Genomic DNA, 18,871 nt, shown 5'->3' on the forward strand with positions numbered 1-18,871 from the left:
AATAACCTATAAGAGTGATAATCTAATCAATACATTCAACGTTACCTATCTAGCTAGGTTAAAACGTAAAGCTCTCGGTAAAAATTTGTTCTACAGGCACACCAATATCGACTAAATGCTCTGTCATATCTCTCATAAACTGTGCAGGTCCACATATATAAGCATGTTGATATGCAGCATTAGCCACTAAACCAGCTAAAGACTCTTTTGTTAGTCGCCCATCACGATGACTAATAAGCGTAGTGTAGTTAAAGTGAGGGTATTCCATTGAGCGACGCAGCAATTCAGATTGCGCAATTAAGTTTTGTTCGCTCCTATCGATATGGATCATTGTAATCTTCGTTTTATGCTGCAATGAAAAGGCGCCAATGCCTCGTACCATCGCTAAATTTGGCGTAATACCAATCCCTGCACTCAATAATAATAGATGTTCAGGCACCGTAGGTATCTGCGTATTTTCATCTACTGTAAGAGCAGTCATCTCACCTTGAATACCCACTAACTTCACTTCCATGCCTATCTTTGCATGGTCATGAAGCCAATTTGTTACTAATCCATTTGGGATACGTTTTACAGTGATATCTAATGTGTTATCACCATTAATACTATTGGGTGTTTCCGATAGCGTCCAAGTACGAACTTCGATAGGCTCACCGCCGCGAAGATTGGCAAACTCAAAGGTAGCATATTGCCCAGGTAAAAAAGTAATGCGCCGAGGAACAACAAAGCGAAAAGTCTTTACACTGGCGTTTTCGTCTACAATTTTGGCAAGTGTTGCAACTTGAGGAAAGTCACTTTCACTCTTTGTGATATCTACCCCCGACACCGCAGGGTTATAAGGTGAGTAATCTAACCGTTGCCAACGATGATTAGTCACCTCATTCGTTCGAACAAGGCTGGTAATGTGAAAAACTATTTTTCTTGAGGCTCCCTCATAGCGACCATCGTGCTCCCAATCAACCGTTGCTCTGCCAGTCATTTGAATCATGCTGCCAGTGTCAAAGTCAACAAGTGTTACCCCAGCTCTATCATAAGATTCCAAATTGCCCGAGGTAAAGAACATGCCATTACCTCTGTACTCTGGCCACTCAATTGATGAAGGTGACACGACTCGGATAAAGCCAGGTTTGCCTCCTCGGTGATTGCAGTCAGCACCTATGCCTGGTGCGTAGCTACCTATCCATAAGGTATCCATATTTCGGACAAATTTTTGATCATCCTCACTAAGCTTAGTACGAGTCTCAGCTCTAGCATTTTTGTTTAACGCAGGCATGCCGCCAGAAGCTGGAATTATATTTCGACGATTAATGTATTTAGGGCAATTAGGTGTATATTCATCAACTTGCAAAGCAAGACTATGCTTAGCATTGTTCTGTGCCGTGGCAGCATACCCGTTAATTCGGTGCCTCATTCTTCGATTTAGATCTATACCTAGCAGTGACAATGGTATACCAGCCTCTATGAAATTAAGGATGTCTAAATTTGGAATGCAATCGCGAGAGATAGCGATTTGCTTTTGTGAGATAGCGGCTAAATCGCCAGGCTTGCCAAATAGCGGGGTCACCCATACAGACTCACTTTTCACATCAACACTGGTTAGCACTGCGAATGACTGAGCAGCTAAGAATACGTCATGGCCAGAAGCAAAACTGAGAGCACTACGCTTACCCGCCGCAAGTTCAGCAGCCACGCCTTTAGTTCCTGCCTTGTTTTGTGCGGTTAGTTCCCCTGAATGATAAGTTGAAACCGGCATAGTACTCTCCTCATTTTCACTATTGTTTAATTGGCGTGCATCATTGCTTTGAAGCCATCAATAGCCTCTACAGCGCGAAGCCATTTTTGAATTGAAGGATACGCATCAAGGCTAAAGTTCCCTTCATTTACTCGCGCGATATAACTGTAACAAGCAATATCAGCAATGGTCGCATGCTCACCTACTAGCCAGTTGTTGCTAGATAAGTGGGGCTCAAACAAATCATTAAATAACTTTTCGGTTTTTTCTCTTGCTGCAGCCTCGTCGGCTGGCATACCGAACAATTGAATTGCCCGTAAGACAAATGGCCCATTCATTATTTCGTGCACAGCAACAGACAGCCATTGTTGAATTTGTGCTTGGACCAATGCCTCTTGTGGATACCAGCTATTGGATGTATCAAACGTTCGTGCAAGATAAATAAGAATTGCTGTTGAATCGCGCAGCGTTACATCGTCATGCGTAAATGTGGGAACCTGACCTAAAGGGTTTTTCGCTAAGTACTCTGGGGCCTTATGCTCACCTTTGGAAAGATCAACAACCTTGTCTGAATACTCCACCCCCAGAATATTTAAAAAGTTAGCAACGCGATGGCTGTTACCTGAAATAGGGTGACCGTATAGTGTAATCATTGGTATTACTCCTCAGTTTATTTAGTATGCAACATTAAAAATTGTTCTAAAGTGCGCTGGGTTTTCTATTTCATCTAACATTGCGATAGCAAAATCTTCTGCGCTGATATTGCTTTTGCCGCCTTGAGGGTTAGTTAGCATGGTTCTTCCTGCAATGCGAAAGGTGCCTGTTCTTTCACCTGGTGCTATCATTCCACCGGGTGCTAATACAGTAAAATCAATGTCTGCAAGGGTCATCAGAGCAAAACTTTTGCGCATCCCGGTAGCCTCCGGCAAAATGCTTTCTGGTGTTAATTCCAGCGCACTTTGTCCATTTGGCATTTGTAATGAACTACCGCCTCCAACAGTCAGCAAGCGTTTGTTAGACTTCTGCTGAATTGCGATAAGTGCTTGCGTGAAGGCTTCGGCTTCAGCTACACCATCATCGGTATTGCGTGGACTTAGTGCTGAGACAATAACATCGGCTTGCGCTGCATGTTCGGATATACACTCAACATCGTAAACATCGCCTTTTACCACGTTTACATTTGCAAGAGCGGGTACATTTTCAATATTACGGCTTAGCGCTGTAATCGTATGTCCTCGTTCTACCGCTTCGTTCAAAATTCGGCTACCTATCATGCCAGTTGCACCAATTAAAAGAATGTTCATATATAACTCCTAGTTAATAAAATCTATAAATACCTTTAAGCACTTGTTTCTAAGAGGCTTAAAATTAGTTCTGGTCTACCATAAAATGCGCTGTGATCTACCTGCTCAATCTTTTTATCTTTAACTTGCAGTATCGTTGGTACGCCAGCAGAACCAACAAGACGCATTAGCTCGACAGCGCGCTGAGAAATGCTCTGCGCTTTTTTAGTATTTGAAGGGTGGTCAAGCTGTACAGCTTGGTCGTAATCAACACCTTCATCAACAAGCGCATTGGTCACTGCTTGCTTATCTTGTGCGGACGTCCCTGCGACAAAACGCAATTTTTCTAACCTACGACGAAGAGAAAATTCTTTTTCTGCACCTTGATCATGCACAAGCGCAGCGGCGAGTGCTGAATAGCTGGAGTCTAAAACTTCGACTTTCGATCTAATAACATTACGCGTATAAATTTCGCTGAATTGTTGCCCGGTGAGCTGTGCGATACGCGCGTCCATGTCAACGATATAATCGCCTTTCCCATCTCGCATTCTCGGCGCATTTGCTCCTTGAAAAAGATGACGATGTAACACTTCTACATTTGCACCGCTTTCTAACAAAGCATCAAAAATTGGGGCAGCGCCGTAACACCATCCACAATAGGTGTCGTAGATGATGATGAATTTGTTTTTGCTCATATCGCATCTCTGTATAAAATCGCTCTGGTTGATGTAAAAAACTATACGCTTACGAGACTGTTTGTAATAGACTGACTTTAAATAAACACTGTCAGCTTTTTACTTACAATGAACAATCACCTTAAGTACAACCTAAATCGCGTGGCTTACTTTGTCGCAATAGTCGAAGAAAAAACCATAACCGCAGCAGCTCAGCGTTTAGGGCTGAGCAAAGCCGTAGTAAGTAAACAATTACAGCTACTTGAGGAGGAGGTCGGCGTTAACCTTATTGTGCGCAATACGAGGCATATGCACACAACAAAAGCGGGGGAAGTATTTTATTTACAGAGTAGGGACGTACTAAATTATGCACAGCTTGCCTACGAAGGCTTAGCTCAGATAAGCCAAGAGCCTACAGGCACAATTCGCATAACCTCTCCTATTGATTTTGGCGTAGCTAAATTATCTGCCTTTGTTGCTAATTTTTGCCAAAAGTACCCAAAAATTCAGATTGAATTGAGCTTGAACGATGATATTGTCGACATAGTTAGTCAGGGCTTCGACCTATCTTTTCGAATTGGCTGGCTAAGTGATTCCTCTAACCGCGCAAGAAAACTAGGAACGTTTAAAGAAGTATTGGTGTGTGCTCCTAACAAAGCAAATGAATGGTATCCTGAGACCCCTAGCGACCTTAAGCAACTTCCCTTTGCTGCGTATTATGGTATTGATCACTCTGCTCGTGTATTTACGAAAAAAAATAAAACCAATAACCAAATACAAAGAACGGAAGTACAGCTTCATTCAAACCTGACATTTAACGTTACATCAGCGCTTCGACAGGCATTACTAGAAGGGCACCACTTTGGGATCATGCCAGACTTTGCTATACAGCAAGATTTGGATAACGGGAGATTGATACAACTTTTACCAAGTTGGCAACTGCGTGAAGGAGGAATTTATATTGTGAGCCCGCCTAGTACATTAAGAAGCCAAGCAGTGAAACTATTTATAAGCGAATTAGAAAATAGGTTGATAGTTGACTAAGCGCTTCGTTTCAACTAAATGGCTTATTTTAAGTGCCTGTATAAATGAGCTTTATTCGTTGATAATACATATAGCTATCGACTTCTAAAAAGACTAATTGGCCATGTTAATAGTTTGAGCATGCTAAAACAAAAACTAATATTACAACTGCAGAAAGCCACTTCCTAAGCAAAAAAATTTTCTTTTTTAGCCTCATTATTTTTAATTAGTAGGGGCTTTAGATCTCATTCTTATTTTTTATAAACAATCTTTACTACGACCGCTGAATCAAATTCATGTGAATACAATTGCATAACTCTAATTTTCTAAATTAGAAACAAAAGTGTAAAATTTAAAGTAAACAACTTGTAAATATAAACATCATATGTTTAACTTGATCGCAAGTTAGGCACTATGCAGAAATAAAAATTAGCATTTCGAATCGTCCTTACCTTTCTTCTGAGTCGCTTAACTAACTATAAAAATAGACGACATCATCACACTGGCATTAAGACACACGATGCCGATAAACAGGAGCGCACACAATGCAGCATAACTTTAGGTTATCAGCAGTCTCTGCAGCTATCATTGCTTCACTTATTTCAACCTCTGCTTTTGCACAAGAGGACGAAAAAAAGTGAAGACTAAACTAGAAAAAGATATTGAAATAATAGAGGTTCAGGGTATCAAAAGTAGCTTGCGAAAAGCGGTAAACGCAAAGCGCTTTTCCGAGAACGTGAGTGATTCAATTCACGCTGAAGATGTAGGTAAATCAACAGATCAAAACATTGCCGATGCACTTTCAAGGGTAACTGGCGTTTCCATTCAAGAAGAAGGTGGAGAGGGGACACGTATTTCAGTGCGTGGTGCAGGGCCTTCTTTAAACCAAATATCTATGAATGGTGTAGCACTAACAGGTGGGCTTAGCACCGATGGTTCTAGTGCAGGTGCCACTAACGATAACAGCGTAGATTTAAGTTCTTTTTCATCAGATATTTTATCATCAATAGACGTTATTAAAACATCCTCAGCTGATAACGATGAAGGTTCACTTGGTGCGACCGTTGTTTTACGTACTGTGAAGCCTTTAGATTTAGCTAAGCCACGACGTTCATTTACTGTTGAAGGACGTTATAACGAATTTTCCGATGAAAATGATTCACGTATCAACTTTAGCTTTTCTGATAAATACTTCGACGACACCTTTGGTTTTATTATAACTGCTTCTAAAGATACACAAAAAACACGACAAGATCGTATTAATACTGACTGGGCTAATGGTGCAATTCCCATTGTTGATTTAGATAGTGCAACTGGAAGAACAGCTCATGATATAGCAACAGGTAAACCGATTAGAGTATTGGGCTATCAACGTGATACTGATGGCAACAAGCTGTTTGGCAATGACGGCCAAGCGCTATTAAATCCAATTAGCTCGCTCAATAATTACGATCCTGAAACACAACTATTGCATGAAGGTGATTTATTTGTTTTAGCGCGTGAGGTTATTGATTTTACATTAAATAACGACCAACGAGATCGTCTATCAGTATCGACGGGGTTTCAATATAGGCCAACAGACACACTCGATATTCAGCTTGATATTACCCATACAGAGCAGGATGTACTCACTGATAGCCAAAGGCTGCGTTTAAACATGGGGCCTGTTACACCTTTGATTCATCCAAGAGATGACAACACATCACTCAATGGTGTTGATTTATCAACCAATACCTTACAGCAGTCAAGCAGTCGTTCTACGGGGGGAAATTTTGTCCGCTCTTACGGTCTGCGTGAAATAGATACAAACGTAGCGTCACTTGATATTGATTATCAGGTAACTGACTCATTCAATATGAATGTGCGCGCTGGTTTTTCTAAAACGACAGATGAAACACCAGACGATGATGAGAAAGATCGTTTCATTTCTATTAGTACAGCTACATGGGGCACGGCAGGTCGGCAAATAGTTGAATCAATGCCTGATGGCAGCCACGAAATGGTTGGCTACAACTGTGGTGGTAATGGAGAATGTAGTTACTCAACGGGTGTTACACCAGGGGAGTTTGATGCTTTTGATGGTACGTCTAATGCGGTGTACAGCCGTTTTAATCCGTATGACATGCAGCACAATCACTTAGGAAGTTTAGTGCTTCGTAAAAATAAGTTAGCGGATACAAACAAGTCGTTATTTGTTGATTTTGACTATGCCCTTGAGGGAGATTTTTTACGCTCTCTTGAGTTTGGTGTTAAGTGGACAAATCGTAAAAAAGATGTCTCTATTCAAAATAGAGCAACCACAAATGGCAGTGACTTAATAGATTTAGAAGACCCCAGTCAAGCGTTTGAAGTACGTGGACTTGGTACAATTCGCTTAGCCGATATAGTTGCAAATAGTGCATACCCATATGATAACTTTGGTGAAGATATTCAATCGGACCGTTCAGCACAATTTTTTAATGGCTGGCCACTGCTAGACGCAGAAAAAGCACTTGAGATTGTATCGGGTAAAGATGCAGGTGAAGTCGGTATACGTGAAACAATTACCGGTAGCCGAAATATAGAAACGGATACTAAAGCTGCCTACTTTAAGGCAAACTTTGAACTCATGGATGGCCGCTTAACCGGTAACCTAGGCCTGCGTTATGTGAAAGACGACACAACGGCAACAGGTGTAGGCGGCATTAACTTTATCCGCTTTCCGCAAATGGTTGATGCGTATAATTTGTTAGTTGAACGTGGTTTAGCTAATACTAATTTAGAACCATGCCCTGCTGCTGTTATGGGGGTATCTGACACGGGTCAGCCTGATCATCGTTACACACCCGCAAACGATGCTGAGCTACAAAATTGTTGGGCATGGCAAATCACTCATGCGTATAACCGCTCAAACCCAGCTACTTTTCCTGTTGACCCTCAAACGGGTCAATTTGTAATTCCCGGGGCTGATGGCAACACAGGGCTGGGTGTAAATCAGCAAGTGTTTGTAGATGAAAATGGCAACATTATAGCTAACAATGCTTTGCCTTCTTTAATTTACGATAGCAACGGGAACTTGGTTCCTACCTCTGCTAATGCGTGGGCTCATTTTGCAAGTAATGGGCAAATATGGCCATTTTTGGATAGGACTACGGCATTCACTGGTCCTCAAGGCAGTGGCCGAGAAGTACAAGACCGCGTTGCATGGGTAACTAAAAAGGGCGGACATGACGCTTATTTACCTAGCTTAAACTTAAATTATGCAGTTAACGACGAAATGATTGCACGTTTTGCTGTTAGTAGAACAATGACGCGTCCTCGTTTTGATTCATTAAACCCACGTACACAAATTTTTGAGCGACAATGGGACTCTGCTAATGGCTCAGCAGGTAATGCAAATTTAAAACCGCTTAAATCAACCAATCTAGACTTGTCTTTCGAGTGGTACTTTAGTGATTCAGGCTTGCTGTCTGCAGCGTTCTTTTTCAAAGATATGAAAGACTTTGAAGAAACAGTAGTTGTTCCTTATCACTACAAAGACGTTAGGACCGAATACAATTTACAAACGGCAGACTTACTGCTTGATTACGATGAAAACCGAGCGCCGGGTAACGAAGAAGACTGTATGCCACTTAGGCAAGTTGCGGGCTTTTTTGACCAATGGCGCATTGAATGTGACGTTGTAAACGTAACCACAGTAACCAATGGTAAGGGCGCAGATATTAAAGGTGTTGAACTAGGTTACAACCAAAACTATGACTTTTTACCAAGTTATTGGGGTGGCTTAGGTTTAAACATGAACTATACCTACCAAGATTCAGAATCTGACCGTCAGCAGGTAGGTAATACCGATATATTTTTAAAACCACTACCACAACCTTACACGCCAAAGCATTCCCTAAATACAACACTGTACTGGGAACAAAAAGGGATTCAATTACGTTTAGCGAGTCGCTACACCGGGGAGCAGTTAGTAAACCGAGGTTTAGTTGGCGGTGCTACATGGCAAGAGGCAACCCATCGTTTGGACTTTAGCTCAAGTTATAAAATTAATAAAAACTTTAGTCTAACTTTTCAGGCACTTAACTTAACTGATGAAACTAACCGAATTTATTACACCAGTTCTTTTACGCGCAACGCGTTTGAAGCTAACTCGCAAGAAGTTGTGCTTGATGAAGGTAATGCAATTGAAGATGGCAGTGTAACTACTTCGCGTACAGCATCAGTTTGGAAAACAGGTCGTCAATTCCGTGTTGGTCTTCGCGGTACCTTTTGATTGAGAAACTATTAGCAGCGGGCCACGTTAGGCGCGCTGTCATACAGATTTTGGAGAGTAAGATGAAACATAACTTACTAATAAAAACAGCGATTAGCAGTGTTATATTTTCAGTATTAACAGGGTGCGGCGGTACGGATGAAGGTTACGATCCTCAGTTTAAATCTGATTTAGCACTTGTAATCGATACTGCAGTGATCACAAGCGCATTAGATGAAGAGTCCGCAGTTCATGAAATTGATTTACTGCAAGGCGTAACAATCGACGGTAAACCAGCTTCTGAGTCAGGAGCAACCATAAACGTAAGTGAGTTAGAGTTTGTGGCTAATAATAATTTCATTACCCCACAAACAAGTGCTAATACCATTGCATCACACCGGATTTCACCTTTCACGCAATCAAGTGATAGCACTAAATTAGTGGTCGATACAGATGCGTTTTCACAAGCATTAAGGCAATGCGATCAAACAGATATAAGAGGTCAACTCGACAGTGATGGTAACCCCATTGCGGATGGGTATTTAGATTTTCCAAGCCAAGTTATTTATAACATTACCTATTCTATTGATAATGGCGCAAATCGCATACCAGGGGAGGCACTGCCTAGCCGTACATTGCAATTAACCATCAATGCAATTGATGACCCTGTATCTGAGATCACTATTTCACCAATAGAAGTACCTGTAGGTGGGCAGGCAAGTGTGTTTGCATCAGCAATACCTAGTTACGCGTGCAACCCCGCACTTGTTTACTCAATTGCAGATGAAGATATTGCAACCATTGATGAAAATGGTCTTATTAGCGCTAAAAATACGGGTGAAACCACTATTACAGCCACAAGTGTTGATAACCCAGAAGTAACAGCAAACGCCACGCTTACAGTAACGGGTGCTTTTAGTATTGCAATAACAAACGATGATAAAAACGAGTTAGGCGCATCTTCCGGAAACAAGGACGTTCCAATCTGCGTAGCAAGCGGTATAGAAGTACAACCGGCTTTATTAAACGCAGAGTTAAGCGGCGAATATACTTTTGATTGGACACTTAACGATGAAGTTTCATTTACGCAAAGCTTAACCTCAAAAAGTGGCTTTGGAGAAGTACTTGCCGTTAAAGCACCTACAACAATAGACAGCTCAAATACGGTCACGGTTGAACTTATTGATGGCGATACAGCAAGTACACCTTTATCACTCATTTCACAAAAAAGTATTACGATAAATACCGTTAATAACCAAATGTGTGAGCCGGGCGTGTCTGAACACCCCGCAGGTTTTAATACTGACTTTAATTTAGATGCAGAGGGTGCGCCCTATAAAGGGAATGCCACTTATAGTGTATCGGCAACCTCTGTGTCGGGTAATGGCCGTTCGCTTGAAATTACAGCGGGCACTGCAACTCAAGGTGAAGCGAATACACCGTACTCTTTTGCAACTCAGCAAGTTTGGAATAAACAACGTAATTGGTATAGCGCCAATTATGGTCGTGGTGCTGAGTCTGTAGGTAAAACGTATCGCTTTTCAGCATGGGTTAAATTAAATCAACTACCTGAACAGCCTATAACGCTTCGCCATGTTGTAGTGCCTTGGGTTTATGAGGGAATTCCTGATGATGCACAAGGTTTTACAGGGCGTTATTCACAAGCGGGGTTATTCAGCGCTGAACTGGATGCAACCACCCAGTGGCAATATATTGAATTTACTGAAGACACAACGAACACACGAGAATGGACTATTCCCACTACTTGGAGCTCAATAACCGATGTGTTCACCTTGTGGGAAGTACATGGCATGCCTGCAGGAGACTCAATACTGATAGACGACTACGCAGTCGTTCGCACCGATCAATAACCACCCAAATATAATTACCTATTGTTACTACTCAGTTTTAGCAATAGGTAATTGTAACCTCTAAAGATGACTGACAATTCTATTTATAAACAAGGAGTAATAATGTTAACACACAGAAATAAAGCTTTGCTTTACACATGCTTATTGAGCGGAACGATTAGTTCAGCTTATGCGGCCTCAATAGGAAACAAACCAGGGTATTTCACCAATACAATTTCTAATACCGTTGAAGCGACAATCACTAACACAGGGCAATGCAGTACTACTAATAGTGCATCGGCTCCTGGTCAATGTACTAATAAGATTGTAAATGCACTCAATGCTGCTTCAGCAGTAAGTGGTGTAGTAGTCATCAAAAAAGGCACGTACACATTAAATAAAATTTCGATGCCCTCTAATGTGCGACTTGAAATAGAGCCCGATACTATTTTAAAAATGAATCAAAATATTTTATTTGATTTTGGTAAAAAAGGTGGAAATGCAGACAAAGCAGAAAATATTGAAATAACAACAACGGGTCCAAAAACTAATGCCACAAAGAATGATCGTTTTATTATTGATGTAAACACAAATACAGTTTTTCAAGATAAACGTATGGTACGAGTAGGGTATGCTGAAAACTTTTCTATTTCACGTATGCACCAAAAGGATAATTTTTCACAAACACCCAATATATTTTTAGTCGCAGACGATAATGGCCAACCAGGTGTTCAATCTGACTCTGGAGGTACTAATTTAAATCGCAATGTAGTATTTAACTCAAGCTATTCTCGCATACCTAAAAAAGGTTATTTAGCCGACATCAGTGGAGAAAAAATAGCAACAGGGTATGCCGTTATCCAACCTTTTAGTGGTGAAAATTTATACTTTAAAAACATTACTGGTGAACGTGGTATTACTGTACGTATAGAGCCTGGTAGTGGGCTTGTAACAGATAGATTAAACCGCGCAGGCCCACGCCACGGCGCCTACAGAAATATAGTACTTGATAGTATTAGTAACACTGGTGGTTTTGCCGCAATATTTTTAAAACCGCATGCAAAAATAAACGAAAACATAAAAATTAAAGGCATCACAAAGGGTAAAAACAGTACTTTTGTAATCTGGGCTGACTCGGGTAGTGCGCCAGTGTGGGCTGATACAAATGATATAGGATATACAAGAGGCTATTTTACTGATACCACCATCAGCGGTACGGTTAAGCACATTATTACCGATGTTAACTTTAAGTCAGATATTACCATCGCAGGCAGTTATTTTTTACCAAGAAAAGGTATTCGTAATACGGCGTCAAATACGTCTAATGGGAATTTTCAAATATTTAAGTTACCGCGGGATGGTTCTGGTGCGCGTTGGTTAGGCCAACCGATAGCGCCTGTTGCCATTGTATCGTCATATTCTCAAGACAATGTGGGTAACGACTTAGTTAAACGTCATGATCGCCCGTCGCTTACTGTAAACGGTAATATAGAAGCACCTAGCCAAGCTTCTTCACAGGACTTAGATGAGGGAAGTAACAATATTCAAAGAAAACGATATAGAAAATTTGGTGGCCGATACAGCATTAAAGTTAATGCTGCAATACAAGCGGATGCGGATATTGACTACTCACTACTAGGACTGAATGCTGGGGATGTGACGCGCAACAATCCAATTATTTATCGAGAAAATGCCATTGACGGAACAAATCGTAATGGTGGCAGCATTACAAGCGCTAGTGAATTTATCAGTAAATAACGACGTATCTAAATTTAGATCCCATTGTTAATTTAACAATGGGATTTTTTAGTTTGGAAGCAAAGTTCACCGGACATTATTAGATCTGTCTTTGTAGGAAACAAAAAGCATGAATATTTTACATATTATAAAAACATCACTAAGTGTAATTGTCCTTAGTATGGTGGCGTTCGGCAGTAATGCTACTTTCGCTAATGAACTTCTATTTCCCTTAAGCGATCCGCAAAATACAGGTAAGTGGATACTTAACACGCAAGTAAGTGATGAATTTGAAGGCAGTACCATCGATGAAGAGCGTTGGTACATTGTAGGTAAACTAGAAAACGGCAAACCCGTTTATAAACACCCAGATAGGCCACATAAAAAAGTATGGAAAGGGCGAGCACCTTCGCAGTTTTCGGGTAATAACTATCGCTTAGAAGATGGAAAATTAAAACTTGAGACCCGTTGGGAGCCCGATTTTCCTTTTGAAGAAAAAATTCACAAACCTGTTTTTGGTGATGCACTTAAATACGAAAATATAACAACAGCGTGTTTTATTGGCCGCAGATCATTTCAATACGGATATATAGAAATTAAAAGTAAAGCCGCTGATGCGCAAATAAGCAGTGCATTTTGGTCAATGGGTGAAAAGCTAGAAGTTGATTTTTTTGAACTGTTTGGAGACTCCCTTGACCCGAAAAAAGACCATATAGACAGTGAACTATGGTGGTCAATTCGCGATTGGAATAAAGAGGTAATGGGGAAGCCCACTTATACAGAGCGCAAAGACTTAGGATTTAGAGTCGCTGATGACTTTCATGTATATGGAATTGATTGGAGTGCTGATGGGATTAAGTATTATGTTGATGGTAAGTTATTTAGTGAAGTTAGCGCTGAACAAGCAGATGCATGGGCTAAAGAGCATCGTGGGGTTGATAAAGGTTATGTAGCCACTAAGCCGTTATTTTTATGGCTCGATCAGGAAACATTTCCTTGGCATGGTGTACCGACCAGCAAAGAGGAGCTTGAGCGTAATAGCCCTGAAGGAAAAAAAGAGGATGGCGTGGTTGATTTTGAAATTGAGTATGTCCGTGTTTGGCAGAAAAAGCCGGCTCAATTAGCTAATTAAGGATTAAAGAAATGAAAAATAATTATAAGCCAGTAAATAAAACTTTTTACTTAACTTTTATTGCTACAAGTATTGTCCTTAGCGGTTGCAGCTATATGAAAGTTGACCCCTACAAAAATAGTTTCACAAAGGGGAATATGTTCTCGGAAACTAAAAATGTTATTCCTTTTGAACCTTTGTCGAGACGAAAATGGGATAGTGCACTCATTGCTGACTTTGATAAAGACGGCTATCAAGATGTATTAATTACTGAGCACACCCACGCAGTAAAAATTTTCTGGAATAACAAAGACAATACCTTTTCAGCACCTCAGATAATTATTAAAGGCGACACTCACGGCGTCGCTGTTGCTGACTATGACCTTGATGGAAGAATGGATTTAATAATTGCTCAAGGCGGTGGTGGCGGCTTAAAACCTCGTTTACCTGTATCGTTTCAAATAAATCACGACCGAACTGTTGAAGGTGGAGAAACATTTAATGATTTTGAACGTACACGCGGCCGTGCGGTTAAATTAATAGATGGCAATAACAGTGGCACCTTAGATTTAATGCTCTCAGCTTTTCCGCTTAAGAAGCAAAAAAAGGGAGCCAACCACATATATAAAAACGAAGGACATAATCAGTTTAAGTTTGTCGATTACTTACCTACTGCAAAATGGCTTGGATATAAGGCCTTAGTTAGTGATTTTGATAATGACGGGCACGATGATTTATTTTTTTACGGCGGAGATGACATTGTTGTAGCGCAGAGTAAATCTGATTTAGGTTATAAAAATAAAAGTAAGACTGTCCTAGGGGATAATCGCAATATTAGCCATGTAAGCAGCATGACCGAAATCGACTTTGATAATGACGGTGACTTCGATTTATTTTTAACCCGCGCTAAACATCAATTTGAACAACACACCTTTTATGATGCTCAATCTCAAAATTTTGCTTTCTTTACTCGTAACGAAGCATTTAAATTTGAAGACTTTAAAATCGAAGGTAATTTTGAAATAGAAAACCTGCAAATGGCATATCCTCATTTTAATGTGTTTATTGGTAAAAATAGTGAGCCGTTAAAACTTAAAGGTCATGGTGGTAGTGAACGTACGGTTCAGGTAACAAAAGAACAAGCTGCTGGCTGGCCTAAAAAGCTAAATAACAAAGGTTTATATATAGGTTACTTAGGTAACGACACTTGGCGCGTAGCTGGCGATACTAAATCGCCGACCGCTGGTGTTATTAAAAGAGTGACCAATTCACCCAAAGTAAAAGGGCTTGAGCCATTACCAGCGGTGTTATTAGAAAACCGACAAGGTAAGTTTGTTGATGCAACAGCCAAGCTCAATGTTAATTTAAGCGAACCTACAACCAGTGCTGTAGCCGGGGATTTTAATAATGATGGCTGGAGCGACTTATTTGTATTACGTTATGGTAACCCAGCAAAAGCGAACAAGCAGGTACTGTATTTAAATCAGCAAGGTAAAGGCTTTGAGGCTTTAAAAAATCATGGTGTTATTTCAACTGAACTTGGAGCAACAGGGGGCAGTGCACAGGCCTTTGATTACGATAATGACGGCGACCTTGACTTAATTTACTCAAATGAGCGCGGCCGTTGGCATTTATTCACCAACAGCACAGCTTTAGACGCGCAGCATAACTTTCTAGTCACAAATATTGGTTACTCGCCTAAAGCTGGTGTGTCGGCATTGGGAGCTACGTTGACTATAAAAGCATGTGGGCAAACTTATAAGCGTGTTGTAGGCGCAACAGGTGCTGGCTTTTCACAAAGCGAAAATAATAAGTTACACGTTGGTTTAGGTACGTGTACACAGATAAATAATGTATCGGTTCGTTGGAGTAATAATGAACATGTAGATATTAGCAATGCGGTTATTAATGATGCTGATGGGGAGTTAGTTGGAAGAAAAGAGCCGTTGTAAGTAATAAAGTTAGGAAAAAAATAGCGCTTATTAAGCGCTATTTTTATGTATTTAGTTTTTCGTTATCTACTAAAAGCTATATTGAACACTTGCCCCCACATAACGACTCCAGTCACGAGGATAAAATGCTTCGCCAAAACCTTCAGAGTTTATACGTTGGCGAGTAGTGTACGACTTATCGAATAAGTTTTTAATGAATACACTAAACTTCAGGTTATCTTTGCTTACGCTTAAGTAACCATCCCAAATGCTTGACGATGGGTTAGCTGATTCGCCAAAGGCAAGTTCGTTAATTGATTGCGTGTGGCTACCATTATAACGCCAAACTGCACGTGTATTCGCATTCCAGCCTGTATCAGCAATTTGTGTATTATATGAAATAGTACTTAAAAATTGTTGCTCTGCATTATTAGGGAAAGATAAACCCGTTTGATCAAAGCTCTGACGGCCTGTTGAATCAGTTGTACAGCGAGAAGCAAGTAAACCACCATCATCTGCAGGACAATTAATCGGTGTATCAGCGAAGTCCTCGTAGCGTGCGTCAAAATAAGCGTAGTTAAATGACCACTTTAATTTATCTGATATTTTAACCACAACATCTGCTTCAATACCGGTTGAACGTGCTTCATTTGCGTTAACATAGCCTGCAAAAATAATGTTATTTTCTTCGTCAATTACACGGCTGGCACGCACTTGATAATCGTCAACTTTCATATCAAAGTAGGTAAAGTTAAACAGTAAATCATTATCAAAGTACGCTGAACGCAGACCTACTTCAAAGTTTGAAGAGTTTTCAGGATCGGTAGGGAAGTTATCAGCTTCATCAGGGTCTGTGTTTGTTGTTACAAAGTAAGACGCCCCTTTATAGCCCGTTGAGTAATTTACATAACCACGAATATCATCTGTAAAGTCATACCCTAGTACTGCTTTATATATAAAGGCAGTATCTGAATCAGAAAACTTAGTAGGATCATCTTGACGTTTTATTAGCGATGGATCAGTTTTAGCCAGCTCAAAAACATCGGCATAGGTGTCCATACCGACTCCGTTAGAGGGAGTAGCAAGGTCGGTACGAGCAAAGGTTGCTTCACCTTTTTCGTGAAGTAGCCTAAAGCCAAATGTGGCATCTAACTGCTCGGTAATTTGGTATTCAAGTTGACCAAAAATGGCAATATTTTCAAAGCTGGTGGTAAAGTCCCCACTATTTAGTAAGCGAGAAGGCGTTAGTAATGAGCGGTCGTCATCACCAGTAGCTGCATAGTTAGCTAAAAAAGCATCGGTCGATTGCTTTGAGTAACACCCAGTTAATTCACCGCCTTCAATAAAGCCGCGGTTACCTGCAATACAGCCATCACGTATTTCAGAGCGCTGACCGTCGGTATCATGGTAAAAAAGGCCTAATACCCAATCAAATTTTTCATTATTAAATGACGATACTCTAAATTCTTGCTGAATTACATCTACGGACTCATTACCACCAAATGCCGAACGTTGCACAGGAAAGTTTATTGTAAAAAATGCAGAGCTATTATATAGATCAAAGTCTCTGTAGCTACCATTATAGCTAAGTGTAATTTCATCATTTAAATAGTAGTCAGCCGACATAGAAAAACCAAAATTTTCAGTTTTACCGTAATTGGCTTCAGCGTTTCGTGCTGTTACTGGGCCGCCTGCTTCTTCAAAGGTCGACTCTGGGTTTATGCGATTATATGTAGTGCCTTCAATAGTGCCGTCGTCTTTTACATTAACGATTGGGCGTGGGCCAAAATCTGGATTAATGCCACCTAAACGGGTAAGTGAACAGCAGTTAGTGTCTGTTTCTGAGTACTCTAGACGAAATAACACATTAAGTTCTTCACCATTGTCGTATAAGAGCTGTCCGCGGCCTGCTTTAGTTTCTTTGGCGCCAATGTCATAGTTTTCTTCACCTGGCATGGTGTTTTTTATCCAACCATCTATATCGCTGTATTGAGCATTAAATCGAGCTGCCCAGTTTTCGTTAAGTGGTACATTTACTGTGCCGCTAAAATCAGTGCCATCAAACTCAGTAACCTGTGCTCTAACAGTGCCTGAAATTCGGTCATCTAGCTGCGGCTTTTTAGTGACATAATGTAGTAAACCGGTAGATGTATTTTGGCCAAATAGTGTACCTTGTGGCCCGCGCATAGCTTCTACACGTTGAACGTCAGATACCGGGAGATTGAGCATTGATTGGCGGGGGAGTACTTCACCATCAATTACCACTAAGTTTGATGATTGTAAGCCAATAGAATTTGTAAAAGTGCCTATACCACGTGTTTTTAATGTCGTTGTTCTTATTTCGCTGCTGTCATCAATGCCAAAGCCTGGGAGGTAAGTTACTAAATCAAAACCATTATCAATCTGGGTCTCTTGAATTAAATCACCATTCAATACTTCAATTGAAGAGGGCACTTCTTTTAGTGCTTGATCACGTTTTTGCGCGCTCACTAAGATTATTTCAAAGTTATCGTCGTCCTTCTTAACTTCCTCTTGGGCCGAGACTGTGTGTGTGAAAGTTGATAAAGAACAGCATGCAAGCAATATAGCTGTGTGCAATTTACTGTGTTTAAGCATTTTAACCACTCCATTTCTTTATAGTTGTCAGTGTGCAGGTAGTACTTTGCAGTACTTATCATGAAGAATCGAGTTGACTAAAAGACATTGTTGGTGCTTTAAAGACCATTAACAGTCAATAAAAATAAGCAACGCAATTCGTTCTAACAATTTAAACATATGATGTTTGCAGTTGCAATATGTTAATCACTTGTTTATTAAATATTGTTTTAGTTAGAGGCAAGTGTTCTGATAGATAAGCGTTAATTAATGACTTTAGTTAAAAGAGATTAAGATTATGGATAAGCAATGTGTAGTTTTAAAAACGAGTAATAATACGTGATGACTTTGAAAGGCAAATACTCGCGCTGATTTTTTAAAAAACTATATTTATCAAATTAGTAATGGTTTGTAACGGTTATTCAACTCACTTTTATAAGTACAAAACCGCCCAATTATTTAAGTGAATTGGTATAAACATCGACAAGTTTAATTTGGCTCATCAAAGCTGGCTTAATTAGTCGTGTTGTTATTAGGGAGGTGAACTGTATGCACTGAAATTTGTTCAACCTAGGGGCTATTCAATCACGGCTCGAGAAATTAACCAAGTGGACTTTAGAGCTGCTATTGCGTTATTCGCCCCTAGAAAGAAAAGAGTAGCGTATATACGATAAACATGTAACGTTTGTGCTTACGTATGA

11 protein-coding genes are annotated in these 18,871 nt (G+C 40.3%); 6 read left to right on the forward strand and 5 right to left on the reverse strand.

Translation table 11 applies throughout. From position 1 onward, the window contains the following. Positions 1–58: 58 nt before the first annotated feature. Genes AN393_RS04615 through AN393_RS04630 form a run of 4 tightly spaced genes read right to left on the reverse strand, consistent with a single transcriptional unit; the run spans position 59 to position 3,710 of the window. Entirely contained in the window at positions 59–1,753 is a 1,695-nt protein-coding gene (locus AN393_RS04615) for an FAD-binding oxidoreductase (RefSeq protein WP_055017465.1), read from the reverse strand. A 26-nt stretch (positions 1,754–1,779) separates the two neighbouring features. Next, positions 1,780–2,385 (reverse strand): glutathione S-transferase family protein, encoded by a 606-nt coding sequence (locus AN393_RS04620; protein WP_055014441.1) that lies wholly within the window; start codon positions 2,383–2,385, stop codon positions 1,780–1,782. A 21-nt stretch (positions 2,386–2,406) separates the two neighbouring features. Continuing rightward, positions 2,407–3,036 (reverse strand): NAD(P)-dependent oxidoreductase, encoded by a 630-nt coding sequence (locus tag AN393_RS04625; protein WP_055017466.1) that lies wholly within the window; start codon positions 3,034–3,036, stop codon positions 2,407–2,409. A gap of 35 nt (positions 3,037–3,071) precedes the next feature. Further along, positions 3,072–3,710: a DsbA family protein gene (locus tag AN393_RS04630; RefSeq protein ID WP_055014439.1), complete on the reverse strand. Its 639-nt coding sequence runs from the start codon at positions 3,708–3,710 to the stop codon at positions 3,072–3,074. Between the two features lie 108 nt (positions 3,711–3,818). Between AN393_RS04630 and AN393_RS04635 the strand changes: the two genes are divergently transcribed. The 6 genes from AN393_RS04635 (at position 3,819) to AN393_RS04660 (ending at position 15,596) form a co-directional block, all read left to right on the forward strand. Beyond that, on the forward strand, positions 3,819–4,733 hold the full coding sequence (locus tag AN393_RS04635; RefSeq protein ID WP_055014438.1) for a LysR family transcriptional regulator: 915 nt from the start codon (positions 3,819–3,821) through the stop codon (positions 4,731–4,733). Between the two features lie 616 nt (positions 4,734–5,349). Then, positions 5,350–8,967, forward strand: a complete 3,618-nt coding sequence (locus AN393_RS04640) for a TonB-dependent receptor (protein ID WP_235576185.1) — start codon at positions 5,350–5,352, stop codon at positions 8,965–8,967. 62 nt (positions 8,968–9,029) lie between these two features. Beyond that, a complete protein-coding gene (locus AN393_RS04645; protein WP_055017467.1) occupies positions 9,030–10,817 on the forward strand; it encodes an Ig-like domain-containing protein in 1,788 nt (595 codons plus the stop codon). A 102-nt stretch (positions 10,818–10,919) separates the two neighbouring features. Further along, complete coding sequence (locus tag AN393_RS04650) at positions 10,920–12,554, forward strand: hypothetical protein (protein WP_055017468.1); 1,635 nt, start codon at positions 10,920–10,922, stop codon at positions 12,552–12,554. 109 nt (positions 12,555–12,663) lie between these two features. Next, positions 12,664–13,665 carry a family 16 glycosylhydrolase gene (locus AN393_RS04655; protein ID WP_055017469.1) on the forward strand — a complete coding sequence of 334 codons (1,002 nt, stop codon included), beginning with the start codon at positions 12,664–12,666 and terminating at the stop codon, positions 13,663–13,665. A gap of 137 nt (positions 13,666–13,802) precedes the next feature. Continuing rightward, a complete protein-coding gene (locus AN393_RS04660; protein ID WP_161804161.1) occupies positions 13,803–15,596 on the forward strand; it encodes a CRTAC1 family protein in 1,794 nt (597 codons plus the stop codon). A gap of 69 nt (positions 15,597–15,665) precedes the next feature. Here AN393_RS04660 and AN393_RS04665 read toward each other — a convergent pair whose 3' ends face one another. After that, a complete protein-coding gene (locus AN393_RS04665; RefSeq protein ID WP_055017471.1) occupies positions 15,666–18,191 on the reverse strand; it encodes a TonB-dependent receptor in 2,526 nt (841 codons plus the stop codon). Positions 18,192–18,871: the final 680 nt, after the last annotated feature.

Source organism: Pseudoalteromonas sp. P1-25 (assembly GCF_001401805.1).
Classification (GTDB): Bacteria; Pseudomonadota; Gammaproteobacteria; order Enterobacterales; family Alteromonadaceae; genus Pseudoalteromonas.